Annotated in this window: 14 protein-coding genes; 4 read left to right on the forward strand and 10 right to left on the reverse strand. The window is 66.0% G+C overall.

The features are described 5' to 3' along the window. Window positions 1-162: 162 nt before the first annotated feature. From BS75_RS09860 to BS75_RS47990, 4 genes are all read right to left on the reverse strand, one after another. Window positions 163-2739 carry a DEAD/DEAH box helicase gene (locus BS75_RS09860; protein ID WP_034087947.1) on the reverse strand — a complete coding sequence of 859 codons (2577 nt, stop codon included), beginning with the start codon at window positions 2737-2739 and terminating at the stop codon, window positions 163-165. 1223 nt (window positions 2740-3962) lie between these two features. Continuing rightward, the gene (locus BS75_RS09865; protein ID WP_081982220.1) at window positions 3963-5423 is read right to left on the reverse strand and encodes an IS1380 family transposase; all 1461 of its coding nucleotides are present in this window, start codon (window positions 5421-5423) and stop codon (window positions 3963-3965) included. 407 nt (window positions 5424-5830) lie between these two features. Then, a complete protein-coding gene (locus BS75_RS09875) occupies window positions 5831-7045 on the reverse strand; it encodes a Shedu anti-phage system protein SduA domain-containing protein (protein ID WP_034087950.1) in 1215 nt (404 codons plus the stop codon). Window positions 7046-7065: 20 nt separating this feature from the next. Next, window positions 7066-8235, reverse strand: coding sequence for a hypothetical protein (locus BS75_RS47990; RefSeq protein WP_152646399.1), 1170 nt, complete (start codon window positions 8233-8235; stop codon window positions 7066-7068). A 1512-nt stretch (window positions 8236-9747) separates the two neighbouring features. Between BS75_RS47990 and BS75_RS09880 the strand changes: the two genes are divergently transcribed. Then, a complete protein-coding gene (locus BS75_RS09880; RefSeq protein WP_034087951.1) occupies window positions 9748-9990 on the forward strand; it encodes a hypothetical protein in 243 nt (80 codons plus the stop codon). Between the two features lie 39 nt (window positions 9991-10029). Here BS75_RS09880 and BS75_RS09885 read toward each other — a convergent pair whose 3' ends face one another. The 5 genes from BS75_RS09885 to BS75_RS09905 form a co-directional block, all read right to left on the reverse strand. Next, entirely contained in the window at window positions 10030-11073 is a 1044-nt protein-coding gene (locus BS75_RS09885) for a UDP-N-acetylmuramate dehydrogenase (protein WP_042441048.1), read from the reverse strand. Window positions 11074-11090: 17 nt separating this feature from the next. Continuing rightward, window positions 11091-12134, reverse strand: coding sequence for a serine hydrolase domain-containing protein (locus BS75_RS09890; RefSeq protein WP_034087952.1), 1044 nt, complete (start codon window positions 12132-12134; stop codon window positions 11091-11093). Next, window positions 12134-13435: a UDP-N-acetylglucosamine 1-carboxyvinyltransferase gene (locus BS75_RS09895; RefSeq protein WP_034087953.1), complete on the reverse strand. Its 1302-nt coding sequence runs from the start codon at window positions 13433-13435 to the stop codon at window positions 12134-12136. The genes BS75_RS09890 and BS75_RS09895 overlap by 1 nt, the downstream gene beginning before the upstream one ends. A 5-nt stretch (window positions 13436-13440) precedes the next feature. Then, window positions 13441-14178 carry an LbetaH domain-containing protein gene (locus BS75_RS09900; protein WP_152646400.1) on the reverse strand — a complete coding sequence of 246 codons (738 nt, stop codon included), beginning with the start codon at window positions 14176-14178 and terminating at the stop codon, window positions 13441-13443. 130 nt (window positions 14179-14308) lie between these two features. After that, complete coding sequence (locus tag BS75_RS09905) at window positions 14309-14803, reverse strand: ATP-binding protein (RefSeq protein ID WP_052069308.1); 495 nt, start codon at window positions 14801-14803, stop codon at window positions 14309-14311. A gap of 571 nt (window positions 14804-15374) precedes the next feature. On the opposite strand from BS75_RS09905, the gene BS75_RS09910 reads away from it, so the two are divergent. Then, a complete protein-coding gene (locus BS75_RS09910; protein WP_156164236.1) occupies window positions 15375-16271 on the forward strand; it encodes a hypothetical protein in 897 nt (298 codons plus the stop codon). Here BS75_RS09910 and BS75_RS09915 read toward each other — a convergent pair. Then, complete coding sequence (locus BS75_RS09915; protein ID WP_197091908.1) at window positions 16253-18016, reverse strand: transposase; 1764 nt, start codon at window positions 18014-18016, stop codon at window positions 16253-16255. The two genes, BS75_RS09910 and BS75_RS09915, sit on opposite strands and share 19 nt — an antisense overlap. Window positions 18017-18184: 168 nt before the next feature. Here BS75_RS09915 and BS75_RS49190 point away from each other — a divergent pair, with 168 nt between their 5' ends. Both BS75_RS49190 and BS75_RS09925 read left to right on the forward strand, forming a co-directional pair. Then, window positions 18185-18736, forward strand: coding sequence for a hypothetical protein (locus tag BS75_RS49190; RefSeq protein ID WP_052069310.1), 552 nt, complete (start codon window positions 18185-18187; stop codon window positions 18734-18736). Window positions 18737-18788: 52 nt separating this feature from the next. Next, a complete protein-coding gene (locus BS75_RS09925) occupies window positions 18789-19973 on the forward strand; it encodes a hypothetical protein (RefSeq protein ID WP_052440085.1) in 1185 nt (394 codons plus the stop codon). The last annotated feature ends 44 nt before the right edge of the window (window positions 19974-20017 follow it).

Below are 20017 nucleotides of genomic sequence, written 5' to 3' on the forward strand. Positions count from 1 at the left end.
GGCGACAATGCCAACCCGGAGATGTTCGTCCGCGACGGCGATGACGTCATCCGGATCGACGGATCCGATGCCGGCACCTCGGCAACTTGGGCCGTGGACCCCGTGCGCACGAGTTCCATGGTCCACGGCCGTCTCACGCTTGCAGCCTGCACGCGCACTTCATCAGTCGCCCGGACGGATCCGAGTCTGCATGAGGCGGTCGATGACTTGACTCGGCAGGCATCCGTGCTCTGTCATCACCGCTCGGACATGCTGCCGCAGCAGTTGTTCGGCCTGGATGCCTGTCGCGCTGGTGAGCAGATCGCTCCACACCGTGGAGATATCGCCGGCGATCTGCTCTACGGTCTCGGTCGAGGCAAGGTAGACGTTTGCGTTCGCAGCCCGCGCATGTTGAGGATCGACGGTCAGGCGGTCTGACACGATAATCGCCGGACTGCCGGCCGGAGGGTGATCCATGGAGCGATCCCCCGCCAGCTGGTCGAGCTGAGTATTCGCCTGGCGGATGTCATGGAGCGGCAGTAGGCCATCGGGGTGCTGTTCGGACTTAGCCTCGATGGTCATCCAGATTGCGGTGCCCCATACCCAAGCCGAGTCACACCGTCCCTGCCCCCTCGGCTTGGACGCCTCAGCCCCGAGGAACGTGCCGAGGGTGGTGAGCCCTCCTTCGTAGATTGTCGACTCGTCCTGAGCCACCGCCTCACGCATCTTCTGCAGTTCCTCCGTCACGCGGTTCGGGCGGAGCTGACCGCGAAGGCGCGCCACGATCGCGTTGACGGCGATCACGTCCATATCTGCGAGCGGGACTTCCTCGGCCCCGGGGAGCTCCGGCATCTCCTTGAGCCAGGTGCCACGGACGTTTGACGCGGCTGCTGCCTGGCGCACAAGATCTCTCGCTCGCGCGCGCCGGGTCTCATCCTCTGCTCCGAGGTGCAGCCAGACGCCCGCGAGGTACAGCAGGAGACCGCGGTAGCCGCGGGTGCTGTCACCGCCGGTGCCGACTCGTCGTGCCGCCTCCTGGAGTTGTTCGCTCGCGGCGAGCCACTCGCCTCGGAAGGCCATGTGCCACGCCTCGACCTCGAAAGCGGCCGAGTTTCCGAGGGCGTCGGCACTCGGCGACTCAACCTTTAGAGCGTCTTGCCGGAACTCCGCCACGAGCCGTTCGCCGTTCTCACGCCAGGGGGCGTCGTGGGCAAGGAACGTCTCAACGTTCCCGATGACGTCGTCCGCATCCATCCCGCGGCTGTTCCGCCAGCCGAACTCGACCTCAGCCTGCAACTCGGGCTCAAGGGCTGCACGGTTGTCCGGTCGGCCGAAATACCTCGTGATATCCGATCCGAGCACGACGACGACGGCGTAGTCGTTGGGTCCACGGGTACACCGCCCCGCTCCCTGGACGATACGTGTCCGAAGACGTTCAGCAAGTGCGGCACTTGCTTCAGCACGCTCGCTGAGGAACCTCTCCTGCAGACCGACCGCGTCCGGCTTCCCGCCGAGCACAACGATCCGGCAGGCCCGGCCTGGAAGGTCCAAGCCGTCGTAGCGGTTGGCCAACCCGAGTACCCCGAACGGCGCCTTAGCGAAGAAATCGAGAGTCAGTTCGACATCGTCCCGACCCATCACAGGTACGCCGTCGCCGGCCAGTGCAGCCGCAGCCTTTTCCGCGTTCGCCAAAGTCTCCTGGCTCAGCACCAGGGCCTTGTTCGTGAGACCGACGATCCGCTTGGAAACACCGACCGCATCCCCGCCCTCTACGAGGTCGGGAAACACAAACAGGCGACGGCCGGAGCGCGGTGGAGTCTTGGTCGGTAGCGGCATCCTGACGACCTGTGCACGACCAAAGGCTCGTTCTAGTTCACCTCCGGAGCCGAGGGTCGCCGAGAGGTAGATCCGCTGCTCAGTATGCGAGAAGATCCGATTGTCGAACGTCGGCGGGATCATCGGACGGATCTGGATCCCACCGTACGACAGGTACACACAGCAGGACGCCAGGCCCGACCGGATCATGGCGAGATCGAATTTGTACTCCGGAAGAGTGGCCAGGGCGGCGTCGAGCTTCGCGATCGCCTCCGGGCGGATGGCAGGAAGAAGCAGACGAACCTGGTGGTGCGCGCCGGGATCAGGTGCACCTCGGAGCCGTTGGAGCAGCAGTCCGGATAGGAACGGGGACAGCGCGTCGAGGACCATTTCGTAGGCCGCGGGGTTCTCATGGCGGCGGATGGTGACGCCGTACTCCGTGCCGACGAACTGCTCGCCAGCGTGGGCATCGTCGAGGACGATCAGGCGGGGTTGTGGAAGCTTTGGGCTACTGTTGAAGATCGCGCTGTAGGTGGTGACGCCGATCGCTTCAGCACCCTCCACGGCGCTTGCCTCGGTGATGTCCCACTGCCGGTGGTTCCCGATGAGCAGATGACTTGGCACGCCCTCGCGGCGCGCAGTCGCCAGTACCTGCCGTGCCAACTGCTTGGTCGGAGTCGCGTAGATGACGGGGCCTTCGCTCTTCCGGCGCACCCACTCAGCGATCAGAACTCCGGGAATCGTCTTGCCGGATCCCGTCGGTAGCTCAAGGGCGAGGTCTGGCGTCTTCTGATGGTGTTCCGCGTAGGCCCGGATGACATCGCCCTGGTGCAGCCAGAGTCCATCGACTGCCTCGGTCGTTCGAGGCAGTGTGCCACTGAGGTAAAGCTCCTCCGGCGAAGGGAACTGCTGCTGGGCGCGCGTGCTCTTGCCTTGGAACGCCAAGGTCTGGCTCCCGTCAATCTTGTCGAGCCCTAGATCATATGAAGGGTGCGTTAGGTTCTTCGGGCTCTGCGGCCCGGGTGACGGCCTGGAGACCTGCGTACATAGAGGGCGGGATGCCCGAGTTCGGGGTGTGGCCCGAGTTCGGGGTGGGATGTCGCTGGTAGAACCAGTCTATGTACTCCGAGACGAGTATTTGTCTGGTTCTCCGCGTCAGGATCCTGTGTCGGCCGATTGCTGCGACTACGGCAAAACTGGTGTGCTGGGATGCCGGATTCAGCCTCCGGTACCCCGAGGTAGCTGCACTGCACCGTTTTCGCCCGTGGCTTCAGCCATCAGCTCACAGGCTTGCAGTTCAGCCAGCTCCAGGTGTCGATCACGAGCACGCAGACCTACGGGGTTCCTCCAAGCAGTTCAGGCCACGCGCCCGACAAACACGCGGAACTCGCTGTGGCCCGCCATTCGACTAAGCGGGACGCCGACGAAAAGCGGCAGTAGTGCTGCTGTCGTTGGCGATCTCGGGCCTGTGCGAACGGCTCATAGCCCTGACCGGCGCAAAAGCGATCATCGCACTCGCTCAAGTCGTACTCCGCAATACCGCGCACCGCTCCCCAAAGAGTGAAGGCCAGCAGCCAGTCTAAACCGCAGCCAACCCCCGAAGCGCTTCCAGCGTCAACCACCGAGTAGCGCTGCGAAGTGTCCCGCCGCGCACGGTCGGCGCTGCGGTTCTCGTCACCGCTCGATACTTCTCAACGCGTCTCATCAGTTGAAGCTCCGGTGTGTGCACCGGTTGTGCACCGGACCTCTAGGAGGTCGCATACGTGCAGGTCAGAGGCATGTTTGTACTCTACTTCGACCTGTAAAGAGCCTCTGACCAGGGGTTATTCAAAATTACCACAAGCGCGTCGCTGCAGGCCAGAGCTTTTTGGGCCTGCAGCGACGCTGCGTTTGGAGCATCTGGACAGCGCTCCAGCCCCCGTCGTGTGCACCCGTTGTGACCCGAGATCGAACTCACCAGACCTCACTCGGGACGGTCACCTGCGGTTCGGGCATTAGCCTCGATTGCTCAGCGGCCTGACGTCGGTAGTTGGCTCGGCTGCATGACCGGTTTGTCCTCGGCCGTTCGAGGTTGGTCCGTCGCGTGACGCTGCGGGGTGCGCCGGGTTCCACGGCCCGGTGGCTTGCCCTCTCTCCTTGCTGGTCCTTGTCGGGGTAGTGGCCGGCCGTCAGGCGGGGGCCGGAAGCTCGGTGGCGCGCTGCCAGGCGGTGGTGAAGGCCGCTGCCCAGGGCCATTGCCGGTCCAGGTGCAGGGTGCGGCGTCTGGCATGGGCGGTGAGGCGGGCAGGGAGGTGGTAGAGCTTCCTGCGGATCGTTGCCGGTTCGGCGCCTGCCAGTTCTGGCTCGTCATGCAGCAGTAGGAGGCGGGTCCAGGCGTCTAGGTCGGCGGCGAGGGTGGAGGCCACCACCCAGGCCGTGTTGACCTGCCAGGACTTGGAGGGCAACAGCCCGAGTCCGACCCGTTTGATCGCCTTCACCCGGTCCTCCACCTCGGCGTGATCGCGGTACAAAGCGTCGAGGAACCAGGCCTGGCCGGAGCCGGGGACGGCGCAGAGGCCCTGGTGGGCGGGGATGTTGGTGGCCACGATCTGGTAGCGCCAGCCGGTGTGCTTCTCGAAGGCGGTGAGCTTCTTGGAGTCGCGTCGCGAGGGCTTGACTCGGCGCACGATCAGCCGCAACCCAGTGGGCCAGCCCGACAGGTCGCGCAGGCCGGTAATCTCGGCGACCTGGTAGGTGACGGTGCCGCCGTCCTCGGCCTTGATCTCGTGGATGCTGCCGTCCTGGCGTAGTGCCGCAGTCCACACGTGTCGGGGCAGCAGGGCGATGGCCTGCTCGTCGGCTTGGTTGATGGCCCAGCCGGTGACGAAGCGGACCCGGCGTCGTGTGGTGGTCAGGGCCTGGAGGTGGTCGAGCAGGCCGTGGGAGAACGCCGCGCCGTCGATGCGGACCAGCAGTTTCGACCACAGGGGCAGCGGGATCTGCCGCAGGGAGGCGGCCAGGACCGTCTTGTGGTCGGCGATGTCGTTGGGGGCGGCGTTGCCCGGCCGCAGCAGCATGGCGACGCACTCGCGGGTGTTGGCGACCCAGGCTCCCAGCGGCATGTGTCCGAACGATCCTTTGTAGGTGCCGGCCGCGCCTTCCTTCTTGCTGGTGCAGGGCACGATGGTGGCGTCCAGGTCAAGGACGTACCAGCCGGTCAGCACCCGGCCGGCGACCTGTATCCAGGGGAAGCCGCCGGGCCGCAGCGTCAGCCAGGTCCACACCACGCGCCGGATGGCGGCCCGCACCCGTTCGATGCGCGCGGCGACCGGGGCGTCGATCGCCTCCAGGGTGCGGCGCAGAGTGCTGTCGGAGACTGGGCTCGGGAACAACGGGCGCCAGTGGAACTGGAGGTGCTCGGCCTCCAGGAGGTTCGTGGCTCCCAGGGCGATTGCGCAGGCCAGCTGGACCAGTGCCAGGCCGCGGTCCCGCCAGCCCGGCCCGCTGCCTGCTGGGAGTACAGCGGCCAGCGCGCGGGCCAGGCCGAGCCGGTCGGCGACCTTGCGCAGCAGCACGATGCCCGCCTGCCCGACCAGGTTCTTCACGTCGGCCCGCACGGCGAGCCGGTGATCCCATTGGGTACTCTGCACCTGTTGGGTGTCTCTTCTCTGCGGCGTTCTTGATCTCAGCAATCAGATCATCGCAGGTGGGAGGCACCCTTCTGCTGTCGGTGCGTCAGCTCGCATTCTCTGCTGAATATCCGAGGTTAGGGTGGCCCGATTCCACGTCCGCGTCTCACCAGGAGTGTTCGCATGACCCCGCCGCCGACCTCCTCGACCAGGCCGTAGGCCACGTCGAACACCTCCGCATCGCCGGCGCCCGGCCCACCGAGCCCGACGAGGAGCCCGGGCTCGCCCGCTGAATGGAGGGCAGCTCCCGATCTCCACTGCTGTTCCAGACAGGGGGTAGCTACTACCTCCTCAGCAACCGCAGCATGCGGACTCGCAGGCCGTTGGGCGAGGCGGTGCCGCCGCTGGTCATCACCGCGATCGTCCAGTCAGACCGACGCCGCCAGGTACAGGCGCATGAGAGTGTCGTAGTCGATGATGTCGAAGGGTCGGTGCAGACGTGTCGCCTGGCGCACCTCCTCACCATCGAAGTTCTCGTCACTTCCTACGACAAGGCAGAGCGACGGGATAGTCGGTGCTTCACCCAGCAGCTCTTGCGCAGCCATCAGGTTCTTGGAGAACCCGAAGTATTCTTCATAGTTGGCCAGCTGGTGTACGCCGTCAGCCACTGAGAGCGTGAACCGTCGCCGAGCGTGGTTACCTGCAGTCAGCGATTTCTTGTCCAGCAGCGGGAGCTTGAACTCAACGATCTTCCACTCACCGCCCCTGGTGCGGAGGAGCACGTCAGGCTGAATGGACTCCTCAGTTGGATCGGGGTTCCCTTCCCGCCACGCAAGCTCCGGCTGATAGAACACCTTGTCGGCATCAAAGACTCGCTCAATGACCTCGCTGTGCTTCTCCAGGAACGCCGTGATGGTTGTCTCGCGGACACCTTGCAGGTACAGCGTGGCAAAACCAGCTGCCGTCCTGGCTGCTTCTGCCTTCCCAAGCGCCGCTGCTTGAATCCCTGGGACAAGCTTGCCGGGCACTGGTTTGAGAACCGCGAGATCAGCCGCAATCTCGGCCGCATCCGCATCAATCGAAACGGCATAGAGGAAATTGACGAACTTCGGCCGAATCACCTCTTCGACTCGGCTGGTCAGCATGCAGTTGTCGAGCGCGATTGAACGAATCCTCTCAGCGTCGATGGCCAAGAGACTGGGAACCACGCTAAAGCTTACAAGGTTGGGCAGGGCGTCAAAGACCGTGACGCCCGGGAACCTAGCTGCGAGGCTGCCATCCGGGAACGCCCCGAGCAGGTTTTGCCCCTTCCAGTTAAGGTGCATGTTCGTCGGCTGTGCACCTTCAGTTCCCAACACGTAGAAGCTGTCGCTCTTTGGAGAGAAGTTATTGACCACCTGGTTGAGCGAGGTCGCATTACGATCTTTGACTTGAAGGGGGTCAAGCTTGCGCATGGCACCGATCAGCTCGAAGACGTAGTGCGTCTCCGTCTTCGTGTACAGCAGCGTACTGGGAAACAGGAAGATAGCTTCCTCCCCTGCACTCATGATGCCCTTCGAGATCAGGTGCTTCACTTCAACGTAGTGCTCGTCGATGAGCTTCTTGGTTGTCTTCTTGAACTCATCAAAAGAGATGCCAGGCACGAAGTGTTTACTCCCTCGGGTCAGCCCGTGATCGAGACAGAGGACGTAGTCATTCTTGGTGGTGCTACGGAGGGTTCTGTCAGCTCATCGTTCTTAAATTTCTGTGGAGAAATCTCCTCACGGAGCCGCCTCAAGAGAAGTCTGTGCGATGCCTCTTGCGTCATATGCAAGATCCAGTCGAAATCCTGATTAATTGGGCTGGATAGATCAACCAAGTGCCCACCGGGAATGAACTCAGCCCCATGCAATCGGCCAGTATGCACAGTCAGAGAGCGACGACCATACGCGGCTGACATTTGTGCTGCCGTTTCGGAGCCCACAGCAAGCTTCAACGCCTCATTGAATGATTCCGTGAGCTCATCATTCCTATCGCGACCGGAGAGCTCAAGGTAGATAGCTTCGATCGCTGAAACGAATGCTACGAATCCTAGGCTTGGATGGTTCTGCCTGAGGCGCATTCCCTCCATGTGCATAGATACCGCAGTGCTAATCTTCTTCCGCTTCTTGGCGAGCGTCCAAGCACCATGGAACCAGTCGGGAAGGGACTTCTCCGTGCCCATTAAGGAGTCCACCTTCCCTTTCAGAAAGATGGGTTCGGCGATCCATGGGATCGAATCAGGTAGCTCGAAAGCACCACGTTCAAGAGGGTGGGGCAGCTCCCTGATATCCATACACGTCGACCAGGCCAATGAAACCAGACCGACGAGCCTGTTCAGCTCTTGTGAAGCCCGTTCACGTGCATCCCACCAGTCGTACCCTTGAGTCTTTCCATGAACCATAATGGGATTGGAGATCCAAGGCTGCCAACCTACGATCGATCCCGCAACTGGCCGCACCTCTCGCAATTGCTTATCTCCGGGCGTGATACGGAGCCCGTCCAACCTCACGACCTTATCCAGCAAGATTGGATTTCTGTCTCGCACGATCCCTGGCGTTTGCCCAATCACAGCCACCCACGGGAAAGTGTGAGCAGAGCGCCCAGCATCCGAGGCGGCTTTCGTGATCACATCGTCCCAGATCGCAGTCTCGCGCTCGCCCTGCTCTTCTCCCAAGACTCCGGAGATTGTGTACTCGGCATTCACTCCATCCTGGGTGCGAATAATCAACTTAGAAGCTAAGGCTTCGCCGTCGTCGTACAGCGTGGCCTCGATGCGTTGCTCGCCGTACTGTCCTGCTGAGCTCAGATTCACACGAGCTTCCCCTAGGAGCTCAGCTGCACTCTTTGATAGCTGACTTAGCCACTTGCTGCCCCTCTCAGTCCAGTTCACCGGAACTGGCTTGGGTTCTCCAGAGGAGGGATGGGGATCAGGGACGTCATCCGGGACAAGTGACACGCACACCTCACCTTCCGACGCCTATGCGTCGGCCAGAGCGGTCACCGCCCAACGGGCGGGGCCAATCACTCTAGGGCGTTCCGTTCATCCTCAGCCACTGTGATTCACACGTACCGCAGGGCAAGTTGACGATCATCTGCCGGTAGTCCCACCGATGCGGGCTGTACCGCGGGGCGCACTGAATGAGTCCGGCCTAGAGGTCGTGGCCGGCGTGGGTTGGGTGGGGGAGATCCAGACGACCAAGTCCAGCAACTTGAACGGCTGCCCCTGGCCGACCGCCCGCCGTACAGGCCCTATATGGCGCCGCCGGTCTCACCTGGGGCGACTTGATCACCTGGTGGCGCACCCAAACGCCCTTCCCAAAGACGCAACCGATCAAGATGTGGGCCGCGCTCTCTACAAGCGGCTGTCGGCCTCTCATGCCCACATCGGGGTGACCGCGACGGTGTACGCCCACGGCCGACTCTGCCTCCAATGCGACGCCATCGAGTCCTCGGCAACGCCCTCCGGCCTCCCACCGAGCCTGCCGTTCGACCCAACGACGGCGACGACCCACCCGTTTGTGCAGCACCCGTCCGCTGACGTTGCCATCAACTACTGCCGTCAAGCAGGCCGGAAGCCGCCAACACCCTCTCCTACCCTTCGCCGCCGGAGCTGTTGGCTGAGACGCAAGATCCTCGCCTGTCTGGGCAGGTCAGCGACCGACAACGGCGGGTGACCCCAAATAGCCCTGCCTCGCGCAGCGGCGATCATCGCACTGTCCGGAGTCGCGCTCCTCAATACCGCGCCCCGTTTCCCAAAGGGTTGAAGGTTAGCCGCCCCTCCAAACCGCAGCTGGCCCCCGAGACGCTCAGGGCGACAACCGCCGAATAGCGCTCCGTACTGGCCCGCTGTGCACGGTCGGCGCTGCGGTTCTCGTCACCACTCGATACTTCTCCACGCGTCTCATCAGTTGAGGCTCCGGAGTGTGCACCGGTTGTGCACCGGACCTCCACGAGGCCATATACGTGCAGGTCAGAGGCATGTTTGTACTCTACTTCGACATCTGAGCAGGTAGGGCAAACCGGCCCTTGTCCGACAAGGGCCGGAGCCTCGCGAACCAGCCCTGACCTGCGGCGATACACAGCAGCAGTACGCGTTGGTCAGCAGTGGTTTTCGACCTCATGTGGAACGCATGTGGAAGATGATCTTGTTTGGCTGAATACCCGTCAGCGAGCCCCGGGCTCTCGCCACTCACCACCAGGAGCGGCGGGAGCCCGGTGGCGCGGCGCGACCCGTCATTCCACGCTTCACTACAGGCGCCCTAAGCCCCCAGGGCAGCACGGCGACGCCCTATGAGTGACACAGGCCGCGTGGGATCATCTCGGTATGCGCCTGGTTGCCGACGGGACCACCCCGACCTCGCGGTTGGTGCTGGTGAATGACCTTGAGACCGACGACGGCTACGCCTTCCAGTTGGCGAGCCCGCTTCTCCTCGCCCCTGGTGATCGAATCAGCTTCGAGGACGAAAAGCTCGTCGTCGTACGCGTGAGCGGGCAGCGCACACTACCCGCCGGCAATTGGTCCACCCGCTGCCACACGACTCGGGCCACGCAGAGCATCGGCGGGTGAGTCCACCCCGACCAGAAAAGCCCGTAGGCGACACGGATATCAGCGTGCCGCAGGGCGCTTACGGGTGCGCGTGGTCGGTTCCAGGTGCATCTGTATCCCTGTGGCCTGCTCGACCTCTCGGCTTAGCCGGTAGAGGATGCCTAGGTAGTTCTCGCTGGTCACTGAGCCTCTGGCGACAACCGTGAGGGTGCGTTGGGTTGAGCAGTAGATGCCTTCGGCGAGTCGGCAGCCCGGGGCATACCCCACGTGCTGAAGGAGCCATCCGGCACTGACGCGGGCCTCGCCTCGGGCGTCGTAGTGGAGCGGGCCGCCATAGGCCCGGACGTGAGCGGCCTGGTGCTCGTTGACGGTCGGGTTCAGGAAGACGGAGCCGACCTGCCGGGCATCCGGTCCGCTGGACGGCAGGGTGAGGCCCCGTGCCTGCCGGTCGGTGGCCACAGCGACAGCGGCCTCTGCCAGCGGCGGTCGTGTTCCGAGTGGCACGTTGAGCACGTCGGCGAGTAGTTGGTAGGTGACCGGTGCCGCTTGGCTCGCGCGGCGCAGGTGCAGGGTGGTGGTGAGGATGGTGAAGCGGCCGGGGTGCCTCTTGAAGGAGCTGATGCGGTAGCCGAAGCCGCATTCGGAAGCGGGGATCCGGACGATCCTGTGGGTAGACCAGTCGTAGGCCGTGATGCTGGTGAGGGTGTCGCTGATCTGCTGGCCGTAGGCGCCGGTGTTCTGGATCGGGGCTGCTCCAGTGGTGCCTGGAATGCCGACCAGGTACTCGACTCCGGAGAGTCCTTCGGTCAGGGCGAAGTCGACGAGGGAACTCAGTGGCTCGCCGGCCTCAACGGTGACCTCTACCTGGCCTTGCTGTAGCGCTCGGGCGGTGATGCCCCTGGTGGCCATACGGACGACCATGCCCGGGAACCCGGCATCGGTAGCAATGATGTTGCTGCCGCCGCCGAGAATGAGCCGCGGCTGCTTGGGCTCGCAGGCTGCACGGGCGATGTCGGCCCAGTCAGCGGGGTCTGTGTGGGTGATGAAGGAGTTGGCGGGGCCGCCGAGGCGCAGGGTGGTGTGGTCGGCCAGGGGTTCGCGCATCGGGGCCTCCGGGGGAATCAGTTGGACGATGTGGTCTTGAGGGCGAGGGTGCGCAGTGGGGCGAGGCGTTCGCGGGCGGGGCCGTGGTAGATGGCGTTGGTGCAGAGGGCGAGGTAGCGGCCGTTTTCGGGGTTGAGGTAGAGGCTGGTGCCGGTGAAGCCGTGGTGGTAGGCGGTACGGGTGCCGTCGGCGAGGATCCAGGACAGGCCCCGGTCCAGGCCGGGTTCGATGGCGGCTTGGGGGACCTGGCTGGCGCGTAGCCACTGGCCGATCGGGGTGTTGTCGCTGTCGGCGTGGGCGGTGAGCAGGTGTTCGGCGTAGGTGGCCAGGTCGGCGGGGGTGGAGAAGACTCCGGCGTGGCCGGCGATCCCGCCCAGGAGCGCGGCGTTGTCGTCGTGCGGGGCTCCCCAGGTGCGGGGTGTTCCCGGGATGCGCTGTTCGGTGGGGGCGACCTGGGCGGCGCGGGCCACTGGCCCGTAGACGGTGCTGGTCATGCCGATACCGGACCAGAGTTGGTCGGCGAGCGCGTACAAGGATTGGTTGTGGACGTGGGAGAGGGCCAGGCCGAGGAGGATGTAGCCGCGGTTGATGTAGCGGTGCTGGCCGGGTTGTTCGTCCAGGGGTTCGCGGCACATCAGTTCGTGCAGTGGGGCGCCTGCGCCTCGGTACTGGTCGAGGCGGGTGGAGGCGCGCAGGCCTGAGGTGTGGGCCAGGAGTTGGCACACCGTGGCCTCGCCGCTGGGAGCTTCGGCGTGGATGGCGGGGAGGAAGTCTCGGATGGGCGCGTCGAGGTCGAGCAGCCCTTGATCGAGTGCTCGGCCGACCAGCGGCCAGGTGGCGACGACTTTGGTGAGCGAGGCGATGTCGTACAGCGTGTCCTGGTCCGGGCGCGTGTCGCCGCACTCGGGTGCCACCAGTCCGGCGGTGAGGATCCGGTGGCCTCCGTCCCTGGTTCCGAAGACGACCACGCCGCCGGGGCTGCCGCCGCTGGCCACGAGCGCGTCCAGTGCCTCCTGGAGGCGGTCGGCGTCGGAATCGGTGAACGGAGTGCTTTGGGGCATCAGTTGGTCTCCTGGTCGAGGGTGATATCGGCTCCCAGCGTGGCGAGGTTGTCGAGCAAGTGGCCGTAGCCGCGCCGGAGGTGGTACATCCCTCGGATCGTAGAGGTGCCTTCGGCGGCCAGGGCGGCGATCAGCAAGGCGGTCACCGCCCGGATATCGCCCGCCTCAACTGCGGTCGCCCGCAGCGGGCTCGGGCCGACCACACGGGCAGAGGATCCCTGGGCGCTGACCTCGGCGCCGAAGGCGCGCAGTGCGGTGATGTGCGTATCGCGGCGGGGATATATCCGCTCATGGACCAGGGACACTCCTCGCGCTTGGGTGAGCATGGCCGCGAGCTGCGGAGCGGTGTCGGTGGGCAGGCCGGGATGCGGGCCGGTCGCCGCCTCGACTGCTTCCAACGGACCGCTGGAGCTAGCCAGTCCGCCGCTGCGAGCGGTGAGGGCGATGCCTGCGTCGGCGAGGACGTGGCGCAGCCCTTCGGGGAGATCTGCCACCGTGATTCCGTCGAGTTGGACGTCTCCCCCGGTGGCTGCCGTTGCCATGATCATCGTCCCCGCTTCGATCCGGTCACCGGCGACGGCGAACGTACCTCCCGTCAGGTGGCTGGTGCCGGTGACGTGGACCCCTTCGTCGTCCCACTCGATCTGGGCACCGCCTTGTTCCAGGAACCTGGCCGTCTCGACGACTTCGGGTTCGACGCTGGGGTGGCTGATCAGGGAGGTTCCCTCGGCGCGGGCGGCGAGGAGGAGGGCGGTAACGGTGGCTCCGAGGCTGGGGCCGTACGGGGTGTTGACGTCCGTGGTGAAGGCGCGGACGCCGCGCATGGCGCAGGTGGCGCGGAATCCGTTGTCCTCGCACAGCACGTCCGCTCCGGCTGCCTTCATGGCGGCTAGGTGCCGGTCGATCAGGCGCGGGCAGAACGCGTCGCCTCCAGGCGCGGGGAAGACGGCCCTGCCGGTACGGGCCAGCAGGGCTGCTGCCAGCACCACGGTGGTGCGGACCCGCCTGCCCAGCACCGGGTGGACCAGCGACTGCGGGCGGCTGGTGGGGGTGACCCGGAACCAGCCCTGATCAACGGCGACCTCGCTGCCCGTGTGCCGCAGGATCGCCGCGCAGACGGAGGTGTCGAGGATGTCAGGACACCGCTCCAGGGCCGTGGGAGTGTCCGTGGCGAGGGCCGCCGCGTACAGGTGCAGGGCGATGTTCTTGCTGCCCTGCACCTGTACGCGGCCCGACAGCCTTCGTCCCCCGGTGACTTGGATGTGGGCCGTGTCCTGCGTGGTCTGGGTCGGGATTGTCATCGCTTTCACCTGACCCGGCTGCCGGCGGGCAGGATGCCGCCGATGTGGGTGTGCGGGTAGATCACCGTGCCAGGGCCGATCAGAGTGCCTGGTGACAGGACGGTGGCGGCTGGCAGGCCGACCTCGTCGCCGATGACCGCACCGAACTTCGTCTGCCCGGTGCTGATCCGCGCCTCGTCCAGCGTGATCGTGACTTCGTCGACAGCGGGTTCGCGGACGGGACCGGTGCCGTTGCGCATGCCGGTGGTGGAACAGAAAGCGCCCAGGTGGACGTGCCTGCCAAGGATGGAGTCCCCGACGAACGAGACGTGCTTCATGAACACCGCCTCGACCAGGAGGCTCCGGGTGATCTCCGCGCCGAAACCGACTGCGCTGCCGGGGCCGATCACGGAGTGGTCGCGCACCAGGGCACCGGCAGCGATGACCGCGCCAGAGCAGATCAGCACCGGGCCGATAACGTGCGCACCGGACTCGATCCGGGCCCCCTGCTGGAGGTAGACGGGGCCTTCCACGATCGCTCCGGCATCGATGGTGCCTGCGGGGGCATGGTCGAGTCCGCAGGCGGCTGGGTCGTCGAGGTCGGCGACCATGAGCGGCTTGATGTCGAACACCGTCTCCGCACGGGCCAGGAGGCCAACGATGTACGCGCTGGCCAGGTCCTGCTGTCGGTGGATGTAGTAGTCCGGGGTCAGCCGGACGTCGGTCATGGACGTCGTGGATGTCTGGGGGTCGGCGACTGGCATTGCGGACTCCTATGGGTGAGCAGGACCGGCACGGTGCGTAGAAGCGGTGGATCGTCGCGTAGCGGGCGTAGGGAGGACTGAGTAGGGGCGTCCGGCTCCCGCAAGGAGCCACTGGAGGGACAGCACTGGTCTATGGGGTGGTGCTGACCACGTAGGGCTTGGGCCGAACTGCCTGGACCATGCAGTCGAGAACCCGCTGACGGCGCTCGTCGAGCGGCTGAGGCGGCAAGGGCATCGTGGCCAGCACCCGCTTTCCCTGAGGCGTCCGCTGAGTGGTCCAGCGGCCGTCGGTCAGGGCGTTGACGATGAACATTCCTCTGCCGCTCTCGTCGTCCGGATCTGCGCGTCGGAGTTCGGGGACGTCGGGACTGGCGTCGAGTACGTCGATGGTCATCGAGCGTTCGGTGCGGCTGGCGTAGAGGCCGACGGTGATGGGCTGGCCATCCGCATGTGTCAGAGCATTGGTCACCAGTTCGGAGACCAGCAGATCGATGTCTTCTGCGCTGCTGCCCAGGTAGAAGCCCCAGATCTGCAGGGTCGCCACCACCCGTGCCCGAGCAAAGCGCACCGCCCCCTCGAACGACATCAGCGGCCAGCTCGTGCCGAACGTCTCCTCGTCGTTCATGACAACGCCTCGCTAAGTTGCCGTACCTGGTCCTTGGGCTCGTGCCTCGGCAAGGTGTCGAGGGACAGGATGGGTGGATACATGGAGACTCCTGTCGGGGGCGAGGACCAGGCGAACCGCACGGGCCTGTCCAAAAGCGGATCCGAGCCCTTCACGTCTGCTCGGACTACTGACCATGGCCTCTGCCCTCCGCCCGTTCCATGCCAGAAACCCATCCCGGGTATACACGGAACGCATAGATCGCCCACGCTCCAGCACGCAGGTGACTACGCTTCAGGTGACTGGCTGCCGAGTCCCGGACGGGGAGGTGACGATGTCTGCGCCTCTCCCACAAGGGGCTCGTCGCTGCCGACAGTGCGGGGCCGGCCTCGCGGCGGATCATCAGGCACTGACCTGCTCGCCGTGCTCTCGCCGGGGCTCGACAGCAGGACTGCCCAGCCCGCCAGAACTCCCGCTCGAACTCTGGGAATCGTCCTCCCTGAGTGCTGCCCTCGCTACGCGCCACATGGGAGCCGTCATCAGGGCGTACCGGCTCCACCCGTCCCATCTGCCCGAGTACGGGAAGCGCGGAGTGCCGCAGAGCGTCGTCGGCGAGTGGCTCGGCCTGACCCAGGCCCAGATCAGCAGGATTGAGGCGGGCGGTCCGCCGCAGATGCTGGACATGCTGATCCACATCGCCCGGACCTTACGAATTCCGGCCGCTCTCCTCTGGTTTCGCCTCCCCGCCTCAGACCGCCAGGGCCCTGCGGTGGAGCAGGTGGAACGGCCGACCCGTGGAGATCTGCCGGTCGATGTCGAGGTGCGCGCCAGTCAGCGGGCATGGCGCTCGATCCGCCGACATCTGAACACGAACCGCGCCGGACTGGCTGCTGCTGCGGCTGAGCTGTACGACCAGGACACCCGCATCGAACTGACCTCGCTGCTGGCCCCAGCCTCGTGGCTGCCAGCCCAGCCGGTGCCACTGGAGAACGTTACGCTGCGTTGGGATGTGGAGCCCGTCGAGGCGATCTTGGACGGTGCCGCGCCGGAGGGCCAGGCCAGCCGCCCGCTCCGCCTCCCCGGCCAACGCTTCGACCGCTACACGCTGGCGGTTCGCTACCTGGACTCGCCGACCCTCTTCGAGAACCGGCCCAGCTACCGGCTCACCGGGATCCGCTGGGGTGATGGCGGCGGCGAGCTGTCGTTCGGCCTGTCCACCTACTTCGACAAACTGGATCTGTGCGAGGCCATCGGGCACGAATACGCCCTGGCGACCTCCAATGCGCCCATCGGGGAGACGGACCGCTCCCTGTGGCGCCAACTGCCGCTCCGCCGAGCTGTGGGCGATCCGTTCGACCTGCGCATCCGGCCGATGATCCCGGCCATCACCACGCTGCTGCTACGACGGCGCCCCAACGGCGAGGCGACGTTCTTCCTTCACTGGCGCGACGACTCTGCTGCGCTATTCGGTTATGCGGTGAGTCGGTAGCTGAGGTGGGTGAGTCTGCTGGCGCGTGACAGTGCAGGTGGGGTTCCTTCGGTGCTCCAGTGGGCGTCGAGGCGGATGACGTTGAGTGCGGCGGCGGAGAAGGCGTGCTGGAGACGGACCTTGGGCAGGCCGCGGTAACGGGCCCGGCGGATTCCGGTGACGTCCAGGGCCTGGTTGATGGTGCCCTCGATCCCGGCGCGCAGGGCGTACTTGGCTTGCCAGGTATCGGTCTTCTGCTCGGTGCGGGCGGCGGTCAGTGCCTGGTGGAGCTCGCGGGGCTGGAGCGTGAGCATGCGGGTGCCGCGTCGCGAGGCGGTGCACTGCTCGCGTGCGGGGCAGGGCCGGCAGTCGCTGCGGGCGAAGTCGACGACGATCGCGTCGTGGCCGTGCTGCCGGACCGGGTACCAGCCGCTGCTTGTCCTGCCTTCGGGGCAGCGGACCTGGCGGGCCTTCCAGTCGATGCGGAAGGCGTCCTTGGCGTAGCCGGTGTCGGCCCTGGCCTGGGGCGAGGTGTCGGGCCGGAGCGGGGTGACCATGGTGATGCCCTGCTCGGAGGCGGCCCGGACCAGCGCGGCGGAAGGGTATCCGGCGTCAAGGTAGTGCTCGCCCGGTGCCAGGCCCCGCGTCGCCAGGTTCTCCTGGACCGGCGCGGTGGCGTTCACGTCCGGCACGGTCGCGTCGGTGGTGTACACATCCGTGATCAGCCGCACCGGCAGACGCCCGGGCGACGGCTCACCACCGGCTTCGGCTTCGGCTTCGGCTTCGGCTTCGGCTTCGGCTTCGGCTTCGGCTTCGGCTTCGGCTTCGGCTTCGGCTTCGGCTTCGGCTTCGGCTTCGGCTTCGGCTTCGGCTTCGGCTTCGGCTTCGGCTTCGGCTTCGGGAGGAGCATCGCAGCTCTCTGTCAGATGGATCTTGTATCCGCACCAGAACAGGTCCTCGCCTTTCGCCGCCCAGCGCGCGTCCGGGTCGTACGGAGAGGCGAGGCGCGTATGGCCGGGCGGGACGCCGTCACTGTCGGCCTCCCGCTTGCGGATCACCTCCCGTCCCCGGGTGTCGGTGGCAACCAGGTACGTTTGCACCGTGATCCGCCGCAGCAGCGCAACGGGCTCCAGGGTCCGCAGCACCGGAGGGGCTGTCGGTGCCCACACCGCCCGCAGCAGGGCGACGGCGTCCTGCCCGAACACCGTGGCCAGCCGTTCCCGCTTGACCTGGGAGGAAGGTATCTTCCAACCGTTCACCCGCTCGCCGTAGCGCAGCGCGAGCTCGGGCACGTTCACTGCCTGGGCCAGCCAGGCCGGAGCGACCACCGCCAGCGCTTCCAGCGCCGCGCGCACCGATTCCCCAGCCAGCTCGAGGCGGTTCAGGTCACGCACCGCGCTGATCACGTGCGTGGAGTCCGTGCGCTGCTTGCCCCCGGCCCCGACCAGGCCCTGCCCGCGGCACCAGTCCAGCAGCCGGTCGAAGACCACACGCTCCATCCCGTGCTCGACCAGCCGCGCCCGGAACCGGGCCAGCACACTGTCATCGAAGCCGGTCGCGCCCAGCTCCATCCCCATCGCGTACTTCCAGTCGATCGCGCGAACCGCCATCGCCGCCGCCTGCCGATCCGTCAGGTCCTCGGCGAACTGCAACACCGTGACCAGCGACAACAAGGCCGGCGACAGCCCCGGGGCACCCCGGACCCCGAACGCACCCGCGAACGGCTCGTCCGCGAAGACCTCACCAAGCCTGTCCCGCACGCTCATCGCCAGCGACCCCTGCGGAAACGCCGACCGTGCCACCCGGACCGTATCCGCCGGAATCTCCGGCAAGCCCCTAACCTGCAACGACATCGCACCACCCCCTGCGACCCCACGACAGGACAGTGGCCGCAGAAGCGATCATCCCCTCAACCATCATGCTCATGCAGCGAATTGCGCAGCAGAGTCCGCGACCCCGGCAAAGTCGCCACCGCAGGGGGCCTCTACGACGCCATCCCCGCCGGCGAGTTCCAGCCCAGCAGCATCCTCTCCCCGCCCAACGGGCCCGACTTCGACCTGTGGCGCAACATCGTCCGCGAGCTCAACGAGGAACTCCTCGGCGCGCCGGAGTTCGACGGCAGCTCCAGTCAGCAGCTCAACTACGAGCGCTGGCCGCTCTACCGCTCGCTCCAGCGAGGCCGGGAGACCGGCAGAATCAAGGTCTACTGCTTCGGTGTGGCCTGCGACGCCCTCACCCTCGCCGCCACGATCCCCAGCGTGCTGGTCATCGACGACGAGGTCTTCGACGAGTTGTTCGGCGACATCGCGCCGCAGAACGCCGAAGGCATCACCGTCACCGGGCTGGACGGGCAGCCAGCAGCCACGGGAATCCCCTTTTCTCAACAGAACATCACACAATTCCTCAGGAACGAGCCCATGGCTCCCCCGGGCGCGGCATGCTTGGCTCTAGCCTGGAAGCACCGCGGGCTGCTGCTCAGCCGCTGAAGCTGCCGTCATGGCGGTGCCGATGCAGCAGGTCCGCCAGGGAAGGAGCCTCGTGGGGATCGAACAGTCAGCCGCGCCCGAAAGCGGCCCGGAGGCCACCCGGGACCTCTGGCTGCGAACTCGCAAGCACCTCAACGCGCACCGCCACGAGCTGACCAGCCTGGCCCTGAAGGACTTCGAACCCTCACGCTTCATCCCCGGCACCCGCCTGCTCGCGCGGCAGCACTGGGTACCGGAGCAGCCGGTCCCCCTGGAGGACGTACAGCTCCACTGGTCAACGATGGAGACGCCCGCCGCGATCGACGGCGACGCCCCCGAGTTGGATGCCATTCGACCGCTGCACGACGACCGCACTCCCTACCGCCGCTATGCCGAGGCAGTCGGCGACCTCGCCCGGCCCCGGCTGTTCGAGGACCGCACCTGCTACCGGCTCCAGGACGTGCAGGCCAACAGCGAGACGCCGACTCTCACCTTCGGTCGCGGCTCCTACTTCGACGTCATCAACATCTGCGAGGCGGCAGCGCACGAGTTCGCCGCCGCACACCCCGACCTGGACGCCGGCCAGCCCAGTCGCGGCACGCCCTTCCGTCGCGCACTCGGCGACCCCACCGACCTGGATCGGCGCCCGGTGATGGGCGCCATCAGCACCCTCGTCATCCGCCACGACCGCCGAAGCGGCGACGCGGAGTTCGTCCTGCACTGGCGCGACCCGGACAAGGTCGCCAGCGGCGGCAACCTCTACCAGGTCATGCCCGTCGGGATGTTCCAGCCCTCCCACGACGCCCCCTGGAACGAGGCCAACGACTTCGACCTGTGGCGCTCCCTCGTCCGCGAACTCAGCGAGGAACTCCTCGGCAGCACCGAGGACTACGGCAGCAGCCAGCACCCCGTCGACTACGACGCCTGGGAGTTCAACAAATCCCTCCAGCACGCCCGCGACCAGGGCACTCTCCGCGTCCACTGGCTCGGGCTGGGCATGGACCCGCTCACCTTCGTCACCGACATGCTGACCGTCGCCGTCTTCGACGCCGACCTGTTCGACGAGACCTTCCAACGCCTGGTCACCACCAACGACGAAGGCCACCGAGTCGAACTCGAAGACGGCACCGGCCGAGCTGCCGGCATCCCGTTCCGGGCCGACCACGTCATGCGCCTCACCCACGACGAGCCCATGCAGCCCGCCGGGGCCGCGCTCCTCCACCTGGCTTGGAAGCACCGAGCGACGCTGCTGGGCTAGGGAGCCGCTGTTTCAACGTCGGTGCTGACTGCGGGAGGCGTCCG

The sequence above is a fragment of the Streptacidiphilus albus JL83 genome (assembly GCF_000744705.1).
Taxonomy (GTDB): domain Bacteria; phylum Actinomycetota; class Actinomycetes; order Streptomycetales; family Streptomycetaceae; genus Streptacidiphilus; species Streptacidiphilus albus.